Source organism: Sodaliphilus pleomorphus, from assembly GCF_009676955.1.
GTDB lineage: Bacteria > Bacteroidota > Bacteroidia > Bacteroidales > Muribaculaceae > Sodaliphilus > Sodaliphilus pleomorphus.
This window is the reverse complement of sequence record NZ_CP045696.1, coordinates 2,037,445-2,053,190: the sequence shown is the minus strand read 5'-3', so window position 1 is coordinate 2,053,190 and position 15,746 is coordinate 2,037,445. Positions and strand designations below refer to the sequence as shown.

The following is a 15,746-nucleotide window of genomic DNA, read 5'->3' as shown; positions in this document are numbered from 1 at the left end:
GGGGTAAGAAATAGATATTTAGGGAATCATAAAAGAAAAACGCAATGTACTGTGAAGACCAATACATTGCGCCAATTTGTGTAGTTGTGAACCGCATGGGGCTCGAACCCATGACCCCAACATTAAAAGTGTTGTGCTCTACCAGCTGAGCTAGCGATTCTCCGTAAAAGCGATGCAAAGGTATTGCTATTTTTGCAATTGCGCAAGTTTTTTACCTAATTTTTTCTTAGTGCTTGTAGGTTACCTGCAGGGCGGGGTTGTCGACACACCTCACAGTGGCGTGCAGCGTGCCGCCGTTGTCGTTGTAGTCGAAGTAGTGCACCTCGGTGGCATGCCAGCCCTGGCGCAAGGCAGCCTGGTTACGCCTCACGACAGTGCTGTGGGGGCCGTCGTTGTCGATGAGCAACGTGCCGTCGATGAGCCACTGACTGCCATCGTCGCTGCCCAGGACGAACTCATAGATGCCGTCGGCCGGGGCATAGAGGTAACCCTTGAAGATCACGCTGTAGTCGTGGTCGATAGCTGGCGGCAGCTGCACGGCCGGGCTCACGAGCCGGGCGATGAGCGCGCCCCGGGCGATGTCGCTGCAATGGTCGCCGCCAGTGTTGCGGTGCCACTCTACCAGCAGGCCGTCGGTCTTGGGGGACACGTCGAGCGCTGGCATGTAGCGGGCCTGGGCATAGGTGGCGGTAACCATGTCGCTGCGGCTGCCGTCGGGTCTGAACGAAGCTATAGTGAAGTGCGTGTCGCGGGTGACCTCGACGGGGCCGGTGATGGCTGGCGACTGGCAGGTAGGCACAGTGCCATCGGTGGTGTAGCGCAGGGTGGCCTTGCCGTAGGCAATCGCGGGCCACAGCACGCCGTGGCCGTTGTAGAGTGTGTGCTCGCTCACGCCGGTGATGTCGGGCAGCTTGTAGCGCACGTGCAAGGCGTCGAGGCGCTCGAGCTGTGCCGGCAATTTCTCGTGGAAGCGGGCCACCACACGCTCGCGGCAGGTGTCGCTGGTCCAGACGCGCTCGGCCAGGGCAATCATGCGCGGCATCACCTGGTATTGCAGTCGGGCCTCGGTGGCTATCCACTCGCACCACGTGTTGCCCTGCATGCCCAGTATGAGCTGTTGCTGTCCTGCACTCAGGCCAGCGGTCGAGCGGGGATCGTAGCGCAGTATCTCGTCGATGGTGCCGTCGTCCTGACCGTAGTCGAAGTAGAGGCACGTGGTGGGCGAGCATATCACTTGCTTGCCCTGGACCGTGGCGCGCTCGACCACACCCTTGTTCCAGCCGCGCCACCACTGCACCACGCTGCCAGTGCCCAGCCCGTCGTCGGCAATCTCGTCCCAGCCCACGAGGTGCCGGTCCTTGGCGTTGAAGTAGGCTTCGAGCTGGCGCACAAACCAGCCTTGCAGACCCTCGATGCTGGCGATGCCGCACTGCCTCATGCGCTGCCGGCACCGCGGGCACGACTGCCAGTTGCGCTTGTCGACCTCGTCGCCGCCCATGTGCACATAGGCAAAGGGAAAGATGTCGATCACCTCGTCGTACACGTTCTTGCAGAATTGCAGCGTCGCGTCGCTGCCCACACACAGCGTGCTCGACGGCTCGCCCTGGCACGAGAGCCAGGGCAACACGGTGGTGGCCATGCGGCTGTGGCCAGGAAAGTCGACCTCGGGCATGATCTCGATGCCGCGCTCGCGGGCATAGGCCACCACGTCGCGCAGCTGTCGCTGGGTGTAGTAGCCGCCGTAGACCGAGTCGCCGTGCTCGTCGACCTTCATCTTGGCGCGGTCGACGCGCAAGTCGGCATTGTGCTCGCGGGCTGCACGCTCCTCGCAGCCCAGGTCGTGACTGTCGAAAGGTCGGAAAGCCCCCTGCCCGGTGAGCTGTGGATAGCGCTTGATCTCGATGCGCCAGCCCTCGTCGTCGACCAGGTGCCAGTGCAGGCGGTTGAGCTTGTAGCAGGCCATGAGGTCGAGCAGGCGCTTCACCTCGTCGACGCTCCAAAAGTGGCGCGAGCTGTCGAGCAGCAGGCCACGCCAGCCGTAGCGCGGCTTGTCGGTGATACGCAGGCAGGGCACCTCGATGCTGCCCGAGGCTGCGGGCAGCAGCTGCCGCAGTGTGGCAATGCCGCAGGCCACGCCGCTGTAGTCGCCGCCGGTGATGTCGATGTGGCCTGGCGCGATGTCGAGACGGTACTGGCTGGCCTCGAGCGTGGTGTCGAGAGCGAGTTTTACCGGCGTGGCGCGGCCACCTGTGGCGGCCACCGTCGCTCGCCCGGCAAGGCTCTGAGCCAGGTACTGCGCCGCTGGCAGCAAGGCTGCGTCGCGGCAGTCGACAGTCACGGTGTCGAGCTTGCAGGTGCCAGTGCCCTCGATGAGTTGCACGGGCGTGGGCACGATTGTGGCAGCCTCATGCGCGTGCACGACGAGGCACAGCACAGCGGCCAGGATCAGGGCAGGCAGTCGCATGGTCATGGCTTGAGCAGTATTTCATATTCGGGCGGCGTGATGAGCAGGGTGCCTATGTCGTGCATGTCGTTGTCGACATAGGTGTAGCGCAGGGCCTTGCGCTCGCGCACGATGGCGGCATACAGCAAGTTGAGCGCAGCTTGCTGCCTGAAGGTCTTCATCACGTGGTCGCGCATGGCCTGTACAAAGGTGGGCACCACGATGGCATCGGCACGCGTGTAGGGTATCACCACCTCCATCTCGACTGTGGTCGAGTCGCTCGACAGGCCCACGTGGTCGAGATACTCGTTGTTGTAGATGGGCAGCCGGTGCCTGGCCAGCACGGCGCTGGCAGCGGCAACATACTGGGCCACGGTGGCCAGCGGCGTAGCGTTGACCTTTATTTTCAATGCGTTCGACAGTATCCAGCCCACCACGTTGGCCTGGTCGGCGCGGTAGCCTTGCAAGATGAGAAAAGTCGTGAAGCCAGCATTGAAGGCAATGGCCGTGCAGGCATAGGTGCCCTGGTTCTGGAATTTCTCGAAGTGCACACACTGGGCCTTGTAGCCGAGAAAAGTGGTATCGGCTATCGCGCCAAATTGCTTCACGCCGCGCGAGAAGGCGTCCTGGCGGCTCACAATGAGCTCCTTGAGGTACTCTCGCGGCTCAAAGGCGCCGTCGATGCAATCGATGCGTGCCAGCTCCATCACGCGATGCTGCGCGTCGTTGCGATACAGGATGGCCCGCGCCCCTATCGACTGCAAGGCACCGCCGTCGTTGCCGGCCAGCCAGCTGTCGTCGGGCGTGGTGACGGTGAAGTAGGCGTTGTCGACCACCTCGGCCTGCAGGGCGGTTGCACTTGCCGTCACAATGACAAGCGCAACCATGAGTTTCATCAGCTTCTTCATTGCATGATACGTTTTTCTTGTTGTATTGATGTTGTTGTGTTTCTTCTATCGTTGAAAACGCGGCGTGGGGGCAAAAATTGTGATCATCGCAGCAATAGCCGCCGCAACTGCTTGTAGCAGTGCACCAGCGGGTAGGCCACAAGCGGTGGCAACATGATGACGATGCGGTCCTGAAGCGGGATGTCGCTGCTCAACTGCCGGCGCAGGGGCTTGTAGTAGTCGCGCAACACGTGAAACTGGCGCTTGTCGACAAACTTCTCGTACACCTTGATCTGGTGTCCCACATAGGCGCTTTTCCATCGCTCCCACTGCGGCGACAGGGTGGCCTTGAGCTCCTGGTCGTAGGCCTTGACCATGGCCAGATCCTCGACACGGTCGTTGGGCAAGCCCTCGTGGTAGCAGTAGGCCGGCCGGTGGGCAAAGTACACCTTGGGCTTCTTCATCAGACACTTGAACTGCATCAAGATGTCTTCACGCTCGACGATGACACGCGGTGCCCCCAGGCAGTCCTCGAGCAGTTGCCGCTTGAAGATGACGCTCCACAGCACGGCAAAGCTGTTGTGTGTCTTCAGCAAGTCGGCGATGAGCACATCGGTGTCGACCCAGCCGCGCCAGCCCGAGTCACGCAGGCGTCCGTGCTGGGTGCAGTAGGGGGCTATCACCTCATCGGCCCCGGTGCGCTCGATGGCCTGGTGCTGTGCAGCAAGGGCGCCGGGCAGGAGCTCGTCGTCGGGATCGACAAAGACGATGTACCGCCCCCGGGCCGTCTCCACGCCGCGGCGGCGGGCAGCGGTCACACCGGCATTGGGCTGGTGCACCACCCTGAGGTGCGGGTTGCCGGCGGCCAGGCTGTCGCACAGGGCGGCGCTGCCGTCGGTGCTGCCGTCGTCGACGGCCACGATCTCGTAGTCGTCGTAGTCTTGCCGGAATATGCTCGCCAGGCAGCGCTCCAGGTAGGCAGCCTTGTTGTAAACTGGTATTACGATTGATATTTCCATTGCAGCAGATATATAAGCATGTTTACTTGTATAGGCACCGCGGCGTGGTCTCCAGCCTGGCAGGCCTGTGGGCAATACACATGGGCGACAGCTCGGCCACATCGACCTGGGCAGGATGTTTCATCGTCGTCGTCATTGTTGGATATCGTTGTTGTGTATCATTTCTTCATTCGCTTTGTGAGGAAATCGAGAGCTTCCTCAAAGATTTTCACCCTGAGCACCTTGAGTGTGCCCAGGTAGAGCCCGGCACCCAGCACCACGCGGGCAGCCAGCAGCAGCGCCAGGTGGTAGAGAGGCAGGGTCACCACATAGGTCACAGCCATGACACTCGCGGTGATGAGGAAAAACGGCAGCACATCGGCCAGCACATCGCGGTAGCGCACGCCGCTCAGCCGCCGCGCGTAGTAGTGCCACACCAGCAGCCAGGCAATGTTGAAGACCGAGTATATGGCACACAGCCACAAGATGCCCAGCCGGTAGCAGCTCAAGATGATGCCCACCTGCAGTGCAAGCTGCACCACATTGCACCACATGTAGATGTCGCTGCGGCCGTGGCTGATGACCAGATTTTGATACACCGTGTAGAAGGGTACAAAGGCCCCGCCCAGGCACAAAATCTGCATGATGGCGGCACTCTGGGCCCACTTGGCCCCCAAAGCGATGATGATGAACTCATGCGACACCGTGGCCAGGCCCAGCATCACGGGCATCGAGAGCATGGCGGTGAAGCGCATCATCTTGCGCATCACACGCTGCTCGCGGTCTTTCTCGCCCTCGACAGCCACCATCACGGGCTGTGCAATCTGGCCCAGAGTGCCTTGCACAAAGGTATAGGCCATGGTGTCCCATTTGTAGGCCTGCGAGAAGCTGCCCACGGTGCGCAGACTGAAGATGCGCCCGAAGATGAAAGTGAGCACATTGTTGCTCAGCGAGTTGATGATGGTGGTGATGAGTATCTTCACGCTGAAGGAGAACATCTGCTTGATGGGCGTGAAGTCGACATGCAGGCTGGGGTGCCACAGCTTGAAGGTGTAGTAGTAGCGGCCAGCGTTGACCACCGCGATATAGAGCACCTGCTGCCAGGCCAGGCTCCAGTAGGCCAAGCCCTTGAGCGCCATGACGATGCCCGCCGTGCCCGACACCAAAATGCCCAGCAGGTTGCACACGGCCACCTCCTTGTTCATCATGTTTTTCATCATGTAGCCGTTGTGGGCGATGCCGAATGCCCCCATCACAAAGGCCAGGAAAGTGAAGCGCGAGAGTCCCACAAGCGCCGGCTGGCGATAGTAGGCGGCAATGAGCGGTGCCGCAGCAAAGAGCAGGGCATACATGACCAGGCTGGCCGTGATGTTGAACCAGAACACCGCGTTGTAGTCGCCAGCCGTGGGGTGCTTGAGGTTGATGAGCCCGTTGGTGAAACCCGCACTCTGGATGTTGCCGGCTATGGCAGTGAAGATGGCCAGCATGCCCACCAGCCCATAGTCGCCAGGCGAGAGCAAACGGGCCAGGAAGATGCCGAACACCACGTTCAGCACCTGCATTGTCCCATTGTTGAGCACGCCCCAAAACAGGCCCTTGGCCGTTTTCTCTTTCAGTGTCTCTGCCATCGCAATTGCAAAGTTAATGATTTCTCGCAAAGTAAAAAGGTTTTTAGCCCCGCGTCGTCTTGCATTTCGGCAATTGTGTGCTATCTTTGTAGCAGGGAACTGAAAAAAAATCTGATTTGTATGAAAGAAATCGCCACCATCGCCGAGTTGCGCAGCATCCAGCTGGCTGTGCTCGACCACATCACCACCTATTGCGACAAGCACGGCATCGTCTACTTCCTGGCATGCGGGTCGCTCATAGGCGCCATTCGCCACAAGGGCTACATCCCTTGGGACGACGACATCGACCTTTTCATGCCTCGTGAGAGCTACAACCGCCTGCTGGCCGCCTACCGCGATCCCGACCCGCGCTATGCCCTGCTTGCACCGGGACGGGCCACGCGCTACCTCTACACCTATGCCAAGGTGGTCGACCGGCGCACGCTGGTGGTCGAAGACGAGGTGCCGGGCTACGAGCTGGGCGTGTATGTCGACATCTTTCCGCTCGACTATGTGACCGACTGCCGCTGGCTGCGCCGCCACGTGGTGTGGAAGTACAAGAAATTTATCTACCGCATGCGCCGGTGCAAGATGCAGCCCAACTTCCTGGCCTCGCGATGGCGCTACCTGCTATACCGCTACTTCCCGCTGCCGCTGCGGGCCATCGACAGCCTCATCGGGCACACGCTCACCGGCCACAAGCCCACGGGCACCGTGTGCAACATGACCGAGGCCAATGCCCTGGAGCGCGAGTGCTTCCCGGCCCATTGCATCGAGGGCGAGCGCGTGGAGGTGGACTTTGAGGGCAAACGCTACAAGACCATGCCGGGCTACGACGAGTACCTGCACCACCTCTACGGCGACTACATGCAGCTGCCGCCCGTCGAGCAGCGCGTGCACCATCACTTTGCCGCCTACTGGCGCGATGCTTAGGGCCGCCTCTCGCTTTTGCCCACGGGTAAAACGGAAAAGTGTAGTTTTAGGTGGCCGATTTTGATGGAAAAGTGTAGTTTTCGGGGGGCGATTTTGATGGAAAAGTGTAGTTTCGGCTTGCCCATTTCGATGGAAAAGTGTAGTTTTGCAATACTACAAACAAGCAACAAGCACGGCTATGCTGATGAATCACAGCGTGTTTTGGCGCCAGAAGCCCGGCACAAGACATTGTTGCTCATCGCAAATACCCGCAAGCATCATGAAAAAGATTACCGACATCAAGGAGCTGCGCAGTATTCAATTGAACATTTTGTGCGAGATACACAAGTTTTGCACAGCACATGATATCACCTATTTTCTCTCCAGTGGCACCCTGCTGGGAGCTGTGAGGCACAAGGGTTACATTCCTTGGGACGACGACCTCGACATCTACATGCCGCGCGCGAGCTACGAGCGGTTTCTGCAACAGTATCATGACGACGGTCGATACCGCATCTACGCCCCCGACCGCATGAAAAAGTACTTCTACACTTTTGCCAAACTTGTCGACACCTCTACACGGCTTGTTGAGGAAGAAACACAAGGGTTCACGATAGGTGTGTATGTCGACATTTTCCCGCTCGACTACATCGACGACGATCCCGCTGTGCAGCAGCACATATTTGACAAAAAGAAACTGCTCTACAAGATACGTCGTTGCAAAATCGCAAAATCCAACCCGTTGAGATCCAAGCTGGGCTATTGCTGCTACAAGATGCTGCCAGTGACGGTGACACACCTGGAGAAAATGATATATCGCCTCATTGCTACTTCATCGCCCACGCACACCGTGTGCAACCTCACCGAGGCAGGGCCATTGACCATCAAGGGGTGCTTCCCGGCCGCCGATGTGGAGCGTCAGGTCGAGATCGAGTTTGAGGGCCGCAAGTTCATGACAATGGCAGGCTATGACGACTATCTCACCCACACCTATGGCGACTACATGAAGCTGCCTCCTGTGGAGCAACGAGTAACCCACAGATTTGAGGCCTACTGGCTGTAATGCGTGCTGCCAGGCGAGGCTAAACCCAGAATTTTTTGTCTTCAATCACCTGTTGCATCGATGGGGCTTGCTGCCCAAGCGCTTCATAGATGTGGTGGGCAAAGACGATGTCGTGCAAGCTTAGCCCTATGTTGTAGGAAATGATGCGCTGGTCGTCGTTGTCGCGCCCGCTGTCGGTGCCGAGCAGCACCCTGCTCAACTCGTTGAAATACTTGAAACGAGCGAAATATTTGAATCCATGCAGGTGGGCTGTGTCGTCGCCATATATCTTGTCGAAAAACAAATCGCAATTCTGAAAACCACGGGTGTGCACGGGCACGAGCAAGACCCCTGGCCGGAACAATGCATCGTCGTCGCAAAACAAGTCGTTGGCCGACGTCACGCACGACACAATCACCTGTGCACCAGCCACAAGCTCCTTTATGTCGTCTACAATCTCAAAGTGGGCATTGGGCACCGTCTTGAAACGATCAACAAAGGCCTCGGCCTGGTCTTTGTAGCGCAGCAACCTGAATTTCACCTCACAGTCGGCATTGTCGGCCAGCAGGCACATGGCTGTGGCCCGAGCGGTGTTGCCCAAGCCGACAAACGAATAGGTGGTCACTCCTTTTGCTTTCAGCGTTTTTATAGCCAGCGCGGCCACAGCGCCGGTGCGCATGGTTGTGATCCAGTCACCGTTGAGCAGAGCGAGCAGGCGGCCGTTGCTTGAGTCGTAAAGCAAGATGTCGCTGCCCAGCAACGGTGTCTGGCCCTTGATGCGGTGCACAACCTTAACGCCATAACGATTGTACCGTTTAGGCAAGATACAAGGCATGGTGTTGAAAAAATCATCGCCTTGCGGCCTGAGGCTTATCTTGGCCGGCAACTGGGCCTCATATTTCATCATGAACGACTCTCTCACCCACTCGATACACTGCTTGGGCGTGATGCCAGCCTGCGCTATAAGCTCGTGCTGGATTACTTTAACTACATTGTGTTTCATATCGCTAAGCTAACGACTGCAAGATGCCTATGAGCTTGTCATTGTCGGCCGAGCCCCGCACGGCCAGTCTTATTAAGTTTTGACCGGCCATGTTGCGCTTGCGTGCGCAGTCGCTTATGAGCACATCGTGCTCGATGAGCAGCTACGTGAGCTGGGCCGAGGTGTACTTGTCGACGACCTCGCACAAGAAGAAATTGGCCTGTGAGGGGATCACCCTCAAGTAGGGAATTGTTTTGAGCTCGTTGAAAAAGCGGTCGCGTTCCTCTCTGAACTTGTCGCAGGCAAGGCGGTAGTCGCTTTCATACTTGCCAAAAATCTGCATGTAGAACTCGGCAAAGGAGTTAATATTCCAAATAGGCACTTCCTTTTTGATTTTTGCGATCAAGGCTTTGTCGCTCGATGCAAGCACACCAAGTCGCAGTCCTGGCACGCCGTAGGACTTGCTTATCGATTTCATCACCATCATGTTGGGGAAACTCTCCAGTATCTCGTCGCGAAGCATGGTGTTGTCCACGTGGCCAGTGGCAAAGTCAACAAAGCTCTCATCCACGAGCAGGTTTACATGCTTTTGTTTACACCACTGGGCCAAGCGCATAATATCGCGCTGGGCGATGAAATTGCCCGATGGATTGTCGGGATTGATGAGCAACAAGAGCTTGATACCTTTGTCGTCGAAGTAGGCCATGAGATCGTCGGCAGTGTAGGCAAAGTCTTTGTTGTGGGTCACATAGGGCACAATTTGCTCGGGCCTGAGGCGGTTGGGGTACTCGTCAAATGTAGGGAACACCACGCCCACCTTGGCACTGGCGTGCGATTCCATCACAACCTTTATGAGCTCGGCTGCCCCATTGCCCACCACGATGTAGTCTTGGTTCACCCCGAAGTATTTGCCTGCCAGCAGCGAGTTGACCCACATGCCCGACGGATACTCCGAGAGAAGCGTGTCGAAGTTGCTGCGCAGCTCATCCTTCATGCGCTGGGTGGGGAAGAAAGGATTCACCAGGTAGCAATAGTCGAGCAGCTTGGGGAAACGCCAAAATCCGCCATAGCGCTTGCGATACTCGTGATACTTCACCTCGCCCTTGCTGAAAATGGTGGATGCAATATCCAGGTCTTGCACGTCGTCGATTTCATACCACTTGCGATCGCCTATGGGAAGTGCCTTGAGGCTGGAGGAGTGCAGCAGGGTGATGACCCTGAGCACCTGCTCATAGTACTCGTTGTCGCCCATGACCTTGCTATAGGCTTCCAAGAAAGGCACATACTCGTGTCGGGAGAAGTCTCGGCCGAACTTATAAATGTTTACCGTCTTATAGTAGATATCGATGTCTTCATAGCGGAAGGCTGCCTTGGGCACAAAGTTAACGATGTCGTTTTTATCGTTGATACACACCATCGTGCCGTCCATCCATGTTTCATATTTTGCCACCAATGCCAGGTTGGGCTGGGGAGAGTCGACAAGCATCTTGAGCAGGCTGTCTTCAAATATCAAGTCTGACTCGAGCAACAAGGTGTCGTCTTCACACAATCTATCCTTGGCCAGGGCGAGAGAATAGATATTGTTGGTCTTGTCATATAGCGGATTCTCGATATACTCTATCTTTATCATGCCGTCGTAGCGGTGCCCGATAAAATCCTTGAGCTCCTTTGCCTTGTAGCCCACCACGAGCACAAGACGGTCGACGTGTATATGCACAAGCTGCTTGATGACACGGTCGATGAGGCTCACGCCATTCACCTTGACCATGCACTTGGTGTTGTCTTTGGTGTATTGGCCCAGGCGCTTGCCTTGACCTGCTGCTAAAATGATTGCTTGCATGCGATTTATGTTTGAAACAGTTGTATGTCCCCGTTAGTCCAACGGGGCGTTTTCCATTAGACAAATATACAAAAATCGCAAATATGAGCAGAGCGATTGACGGTATTTTTTCAACACCAAGCGCCAAAACCAAGATAATGCGATAAAAAATAATTAATTTTGCTTGCGTTATGGATGACTTTGCAGCAATCGACTTTGAGACGGCCAACGGGCAGCCGTCGAGTGTGTGCTCGGTGGGCGTGGTGGTGGTGCGCGGCGGCGTGATTGTCGACGAGTGCTACAGCCTGATATGCCCTGAGCCCGACTACTACAGCTGGTACAACACGCGCGTGCACGGCCTCACCAAGCGCGACACGGCCCAGGCGCCTGCCTTTCCCGAGGTGTGGGCCGGCATTGCACCGCGCATCGCGGGGCTCACGCTGGTGGCCCACAACAAGGCCTTCGACGAGCGCTGCCTCAAGGCAGTGTTCCGCACCTATGGCATGGATTACCCCGACTACCCCTTTGCCTGCACGCTGGCCGCCGCGCGCCGCAAGTGGAAACGTGGCACTGTGCCCAACCACAGCCTCGACACCATAGCCCAGCTGTGCGGCTTCGAGCTCAAGCGTCATCACAACGCCCTGGCCGACGCCGAGGCCTGTGCCGCCATCGCCATGAAAATCATGTGATGTGGCCGCTGCCTGCCTGTGTGTGCCCCCTCACGACAGCACCACAAGGGGAATGATGAGCAACAAGGTGAAAACGAGCATGTTGCGCGCCGTGGCGCCAAGCAGGCCGTTGAGTTGTGCCCCCTCGCTGCGGCGCAGGCGCATCCAGGTGTAGAAGTGCATGTTGATGTAGACCACCGGGGCCAGGAGTGCCCACAGAGGCATGGTGTAGTAGATGCGCAGCCACAGCACGGCGAGCACGCCCAGGGCCAGGAAGCCGTTGGCCAGATAGGCCAGCCGGGCGGCCTGCCGGCCGAACACCACCACCGAGGTGCGCTTGCCGGCTTCGCGGTCGTCGTCGACGTCGCGGTAGTTGTTGACCAGCAGCACATTCACGCCCATGAAGCCTATGGCAATGCCTGCCATCACGGCAAAGGGGCCAAACGTGCCCGTCACGACATAGTAGGTAAAAATCACCGGCACCAGGCCGTAAAACAGGAACACCGCCACCTCGCCCAGCGCATGATAGCTCAAGGGATAGGGACCGGCACTGTAGGCCAGCGCGAAGACGGCCACCAGCACGCCCACAGCCAGGAGCATGAGCCAGTTGTTGTAGTTGTAGCCAGGGTCGACCCAGGCCAGCATGCACAGCCCCACCAGGCAGGTGAGACCCAGGAGCGAGAACATGACGCGGCGCATGACGGCAGGCTTGATGTCGCCCTCGGTCACGCCGCGGCGGAAGCCGGCACGACCCTTCTTGTCGGCACCGCTCTTGTAGTCGTAGTACTCGTTGGCAAAGTTCGACACCACCTGGGCCAGCAAGGCAAAGGCAAGGCACAACAGGGCCGGCGCCAGCCTGAAAGCATGGTTCCACTTGGCCAGTCCCAGGGCGATGAGCACACCGCTGAGCGAGACCGGCAGCGTGCGCAGGCGCACGGCCTCGAGCCATATTTTGAATTGTTTCATGAGCGTTGCAAAATTTTGCGCAAAGTTACTCATTTTGTTGAAAAAATTGTCTACATTTGTGAGACTATCGGCTCACAACTACAGCTACACAAGCACAACGATGAACAAGAATCTGGCAGCACTCATCATCAGCATCACGGCAGCACTCATGCTCTCGGCCTGCACCCACAGGCGTCAGGCCGTGCCCGAACCGCGCCGGGCGGTGTACTACTGGCGCACGGTGTTCAGGCTCGACACGGCCGAGCGGGAGTTTCTGACCCGCAACCACGTGGAAAAAATCTACATGCGCTACTTCGACGTGGTGGCTGGCAAGCAAGGACAGCCCGCGCCCAACGCCACCATCAGGTTTGGCCAGGCCGTGCCACGCGGCATCGAGGTAGTGCCCACCGTGTTTGTCATGAACGACTGCTTGAGCCAGGACACCGCGCAGCTGGCGCGGCGCATCGTGGAGCGTGTGGTGCAGATGAACGCGACCAACGATATCGCCGGCGTGAAAGAGCTGCAGATCGACTGCGACTGGACGCGCTCGACCCAGCAGGTGTACTTCGCCTTTCTGCGGCAGGTGAACCGTGCGCTGCAGGCAAGGGGCATGCGGCTCTCGGTCACCATCAGGCTGCACCAGCTCGCCATGACACCGCCGCCCTGCGACTATGGCGTGCTCATGATGTACAACACCGGCGACCTCACCCGGGCAGGCGACCGCAACCCGATACTTGACCCGCGCGACGTGGAGCCCTACCTGCGCCACATAGCCGCCTACAAGCTGCCGCTGTGCGCGGCCTACCCCATTTTCAGCATCAATCTGCTCTTTGCCGGCACCACCTACAAAAACATGCTCTACGACGCCGACCTGGGCGACACGCTCGTGTTCCGTCGCGTGGCGCCGCAGCGCTATGTGGTGATATCGAGCCGCGATATGCCCTCGTCGCTCACCGACGACGACACCCACGTCGACGTGGGCGACAGCGTGATTGTGCGCCAGGTGCCGGCGGCCGTCATTCTCGCCATTCACGACGAGCTGGAGCGCCGGCGGCCGGGCATCAACGACCAAGTGATCGTTTATGATTTAGAATCCAGCAATATCAACCACTACCAACAGCACGATTATGAAAAGATTTATCACCCTTAGCCTCTTGATTGTCACAGCCGTGCTCGGCACAATGGCGTGCATCAACCTGGGGCGGCCCAACTACTACATGTTCAGCCTGTTCAACCGAATGCAGATGGGGCGCACCTTCGACACGCGCCTGCAGCAATACTGGGAGAAGTACACCGGCACGCGCCTGCGCGAATACCAAGTGAGCGCCCTGGCCAGCGCCGACCTCGACGACGCGGCCCACAGCGACAACCCCATCGTGAAGAAACTGAGCGACGACGCCGAGATGATGCGCTACGCCAGGCTGCTGCAGCAATACCTGCAGGGCTGCCGAGCCTTGAGCAACGACAGCTGGAACTACCCCAGCAAGGAGCAGATAAAGGGCGCCCGGCTCACGATGGAGCAGGTGGGCCAGCAAGCACAGGCCTACGGCGGAACCCGGCTCAAGCCGCAATATGCCCTGCTCTATGTGCGCACCCTGGTGGCACTCGACAAGTGGGCCCAAGTCGGCAGCTACTGGGAGTCGACAGCCAGTAAGCTGCCCAAGAGCGTGTTTAAAGACATGATGCGCAACACCTATGCAGGCAGCCTGCTGCGCCAGGGCCGCAAGCAGGAGGCCTGCCGCATCTATGCCGAGCTGGGCGACATGCAGTCGATCAAGTGGTGCATGCGTCACCAGCGCAACCTGGCCGGCATCAAGCAGGAGTATGCCGCCGACCCCAACTCGCCCACCTTGGTCTACCTGGTGCAGGACTTTGTGAACAACGCCCAGGAGACCAAAGACCACAACAACGACCCCGAGAGCATGAAATATATCGAGGCCACAAGCATCTACAACAACGAGATCAGGCAGTTTATCGACTTTGCCGTCAAGGTGGTGCAAAGCAAGCAGAGCAAGGTGCCCTGCATGTGGCAGAGTGCTGCCGGATTGCTGAGCTACATGACAGGCAACGGCCTCCAGGCCGAGCAGATGCTCGACCAGGCCATGACGATGCAGGGCACACAGCGCATGTGCGACAACGCCCGCGCCTGCCGCCTGCTGGTGCACGTGGGCAACGCCAGGCAATACTCGCCCCAGTTCGGTTCATGGGTCAAGCAGGAGCTGCAGTGGCTTATGGCCCAGGCCGAAAACGAGGAAGGCACACCGGCCGACAACCACTATGCCGAGGTGCTCGAGCGAGTCACCTTCTCGGCCCTTGCGCCCAAATACCGCCAGTGGGGCCGCCCCGGCGCCGCCATGAGCCTGCTGGCGCTGCCCAACAAGTTTGAAAACGCGCTGTGGCAAAGGTGCGCCTACAACCCCTATGCCGACGACGGCGATGTGGAGTTTCACAGCGACTACAGCCAGGCTCTCGACTCGCTCACCGCCCAGCAGGCCATCGACTACCTGGCCTATACTGAGAGCCGCCCCGGCGACGAGCTGGAGCGCTGGCTGCTCGAGTACAACGGCACGAGTCTCGACAAGACGAAAATGACCGACATGATAGGCACCAAGTACATGCGCGAGGGCCAGTGGGCTAAAGCCGTGCCCTATCTCGAGCAGGTGCCGCTGAGCTACATCTCCAAGCAGGCCATAAGCCGCTACATGGCCCGACGCGACTATCGCGTGGAGCGATGGTTCAAGCGCCAAGTCGTGGACCGCGAGGACGACTATGAAGACTGGAGCACGCCCACTGTAGTGAGCCACAACCAGAAACTCGACTTCTGCCACAATGTTGTCGCACTCGAGCGCCAGCTTAGGGCCGCCAGCGGCGCCGAGCAGCAGGCCCGGCTGCACTACGAGCTGGCCACCCTGCTCTACCAGGCCAGCTACAAGGGCGACTGCTGGTACTTGACACGCTATGGCCAGAGCTTCTACGACACCATGTGCTACACTGGCGAAGCCGACCTGATACAGCAATCGATCGCGCATCTGCGCGCCGCCAAGAGCGAGGGCTCGCTTGCAATGCAAGAGAAATGCCTCTACGCCCTGGCCTTCATTCCCCAGGGTGCCGACCTGTTTGACACCTACTACGACTCGCGCTACGTGGCCCACAAGCGGCTCAACCGCGCCAGCCCCCGATATGTCGAGATGGCCAACCTGAGCAATTTCTACAACATGCACCACGCCCGGGTGTCGCCCTACGTGGCCCATTGCGACGTGCTCAAGCAGTTCAGGCAGTTGAACACGCCGGGCAAGCCGCACAAGAAGAACGGCACCTCACCGCGGCGCCGGCGCCGCGGCTGAACGGGCCCACACGGGCAATATTAAACAAAGTTTGCTCAAGTGTAAACATCGTTAAACGTTGGGTGCTTTCAAGAGCACCCAATACTTTTTTATGTAATT

The 15,746-nt window shown here is 58.5% G+C and carries 11 protein-coding genes, 1 tRNA gene and 1 pseudogene; 5 read left to right on the top strand and 8 right to left on the bottom strand.

Translation table 11 applies throughout. The annotated features are described in order from the left end of the window. Positions 1–87: 87 nt before the first annotated feature. The 5 genes from GF423_RS08190 to GF423_RS08170 form a co-directional block, all read right to left on the bottom strand. A tRNA-Lys gene (locus GF423_RS08190) sits at positions 88–160 on the bottom strand. Positions 161–226: 66 nt separating this feature from the next. After that, positions 227–2,470: a family 20 glycosylhydrolase gene (locus tag GF423_RS08185; protein WP_154327882.1), complete on the bottom strand. Its 2,244-nt coding sequence runs from the start codon at positions 2,468–2,470 to the stop codon at positions 227–229. Beyond that, positions 2,467–3,351: a hypothetical protein gene (locus tag GF423_RS08180; RefSeq protein ID WP_154327881.1), complete on the bottom strand. Its 885-nt coding sequence runs from the start codon at positions 3,349–3,351 to the stop codon at positions 2,467–2,469. The genes GF423_RS08185 and GF423_RS08180 overlap by 4 nt, the downstream gene beginning before the upstream one ends. An 83-nt stretch (positions 3,352–3,434) precedes the next feature. Then, a complete protein-coding gene (locus GF423_RS08175) occupies positions 3,435–4,349 on the bottom strand; it encodes a glycosyltransferase family 2 protein (protein WP_206113183.1) in 915 nt (304 codons plus the stop codon). Positions 4,350–4,507: 158 nt separating this feature from the next. Beyond that, on the bottom strand, positions 4,508–5,956 hold the full coding sequence (locus GF423_RS08170) for a lipopolysaccharide biosynthesis protein (protein ID WP_154327879.1): 1,449 nt from the start codon (positions 5,954–5,956) through the stop codon (positions 4,508–4,510). 120 nt (positions 5,957–6,076) lie between these two features. On the opposite strand from GF423_RS08170, the gene GF423_RS08165 reads away from it, so the two are divergent. Continuing rightward, a complete protein-coding gene (locus tag GF423_RS08165) occupies positions 6,077–6,868 on the top strand; it encodes a LicD family protein (protein ID WP_154327878.1) in 792 nt (263 codons plus the stop codon). A gap of 259 nt (positions 6,869–7,127) precedes the next feature. Then, the gene (locus tag GF423_RS08160; RefSeq protein WP_206113181.1) at positions 7,128–7,910 is read left to right on the top strand and encodes a LicD family protein; all 783 of its coding nucleotides are present in this window, start codon (positions 7,128–7,130) and stop codon (positions 7,908–7,910) included. Positions 7,911–7,929: 19 nt separating this feature from the next. Here the strand turns inward: GF423_RS08160 and GF423_RS08155 are convergent, their stop codons facing one another. Both GF423_RS08155 and GF423_RS08150 read right to left on the bottom strand, forming a co-directional pair. After that, complete coding sequence (locus tag GF423_RS08155) at positions 7,930–8,892, bottom strand: ornithine cyclodeaminase (RefSeq protein WP_154327876.1); 963 nt, start codon at positions 8,890–8,892, stop codon at positions 7,930–7,932. Between the two features lie 4 nt (positions 8,893–8,896). Next, a pseudogene (locus tag GF423_RS08150) lies at positions 8,897–10,711 on the bottom strand (aminotransferase class I/II-fold pyridoxal phosphate-dependent enzyme). Positions 10,712–10,881: 170 nt separating this feature from the next. On the opposite strand from GF423_RS08150, the gene GF423_RS08145 reads away from it, so the two are divergent. Then, positions 10,882–11,379 carry an exonuclease domain-containing protein gene (locus tag GF423_RS08145; RefSeq protein ID WP_154327875.1) on the top strand — a complete coding sequence of 166 codons (498 nt, stop codon included), beginning with the start codon at positions 10,882–10,884 and terminating at the stop codon, positions 11,377–11,379. A 30-nt stretch (positions 11,380–11,409) separates the two neighbouring features. Here the strand turns inward: GF423_RS08145 and menA are convergent, their stop codons facing one another. After that, positions 11,410–12,324, bottom strand: a complete 915-nt coding sequence (gene menA, locus GF423_RS08140; protein WP_206113179.1) for a 1,4-dihydroxy-2-naphthoate octaprenyltransferase — start codon at positions 12,322–12,324, stop codon at positions 11,410–11,412. Between the two features lie 100 nt (positions 12,325–12,424). On the opposite strand from menA, the gene GF423_RS08135 reads away from it, so the two are divergent. Continuing rightward, complete coding sequence (locus GF423_RS08135; RefSeq protein WP_154327873.1) at positions 12,425–13,453, top strand: hypothetical protein; 1,029 nt, start codon at positions 12,425–12,427, stop codon at positions 13,451–13,453. Then, positions 13,431–15,647 (top strand): hypothetical protein, encoded by a 2,217-nt coding sequence (locus GF423_RS08130; protein WP_154327872.1) that lies wholly within the window; start codon positions 13,431–13,433, stop codon positions 15,645–15,647. The genes GF423_RS08135 and GF423_RS08130 overlap by 23 nt, the downstream gene beginning before the upstream one ends. Positions 15,648–15,746: the final 99 nt, after the last annotated feature.

Excerpts from the sequence above, each read along its gene's own strand:
- GF423_RS08185 (WP_154327882.1), bottom strand. The coding sequence starts at position 2,470 with ATGACCATGCGACTGCCTGCCCTGATCCTGGCCGCTGTGCTGTGCCTC.
- GF423_RS08180 (WP_154327881.1), bottom strand. The coding sequence starts at position 3,351 with ATGAAGAAGCTGATGAAACTCATGGTTGCGCTTGTCATTGTGACGGCA.
- GF423_RS08175 (WP_206113183.1), bottom strand. The coding sequence starts at position 4,349 with ATGGAAATATCAATCGTAATACCAGTTTACAACAAGGCTGCCTACCTG.
- GF423_RS08170 (WP_154327879.1), bottom strand. The coding sequence starts at position 5,956 with ATGGCAGAGACACTGAAAGAGAAAACGGCCAAGGGCCTGTTTTGGGGC.
- GF423_RS08165 (WP_154327878.1), top strand. The coding sequence starts at position 6,077 with ATGAAAGAAATCGCCACCATCGCCGAGTTGCGCAGCATCCAGCTGGCT.
- GF423_RS08160 (WP_206113181.1), top strand. The coding sequence starts at position 7,128 with ATGAAAAAGATTACCGACATCAAGGAGCTGCGCAGTATTCAATTGAAC.
- GF423_RS08155 (WP_154327876.1), bottom strand. The coding sequence starts at position 8,892 with ATGAAACACAATGTAGTTAAAGTAATCCAGCACGAGCTTATAGCGCAG.
- GF423_RS08145 (WP_154327875.1), top strand. The coding sequence starts at position 10,882 with ATGGATGACTTTGCAGCAATCGACTTTGAGACGGCCAACGGGCAGCCG.
- menA (WP_206113179.1), bottom strand. The coding sequence starts at position 12,324 with ATGAAACAATTCAAAATATGGCTCGAGGCCGTGCGCCTGCGCACGCTG.
- GF423_RS08135 (WP_154327873.1), top strand. The coding sequence starts at position 12,425 with ATGAACAAGAATCTGGCAGCACTCATCATCAGCATCACGGCAGCACTC.
- GF423_RS08130 (WP_154327872.1), top strand. The coding sequence starts at position 13,431 with ATGAAAAGATTTATCACCCTTAGCCTCTTGATTGTCACAGCCGTGCTC.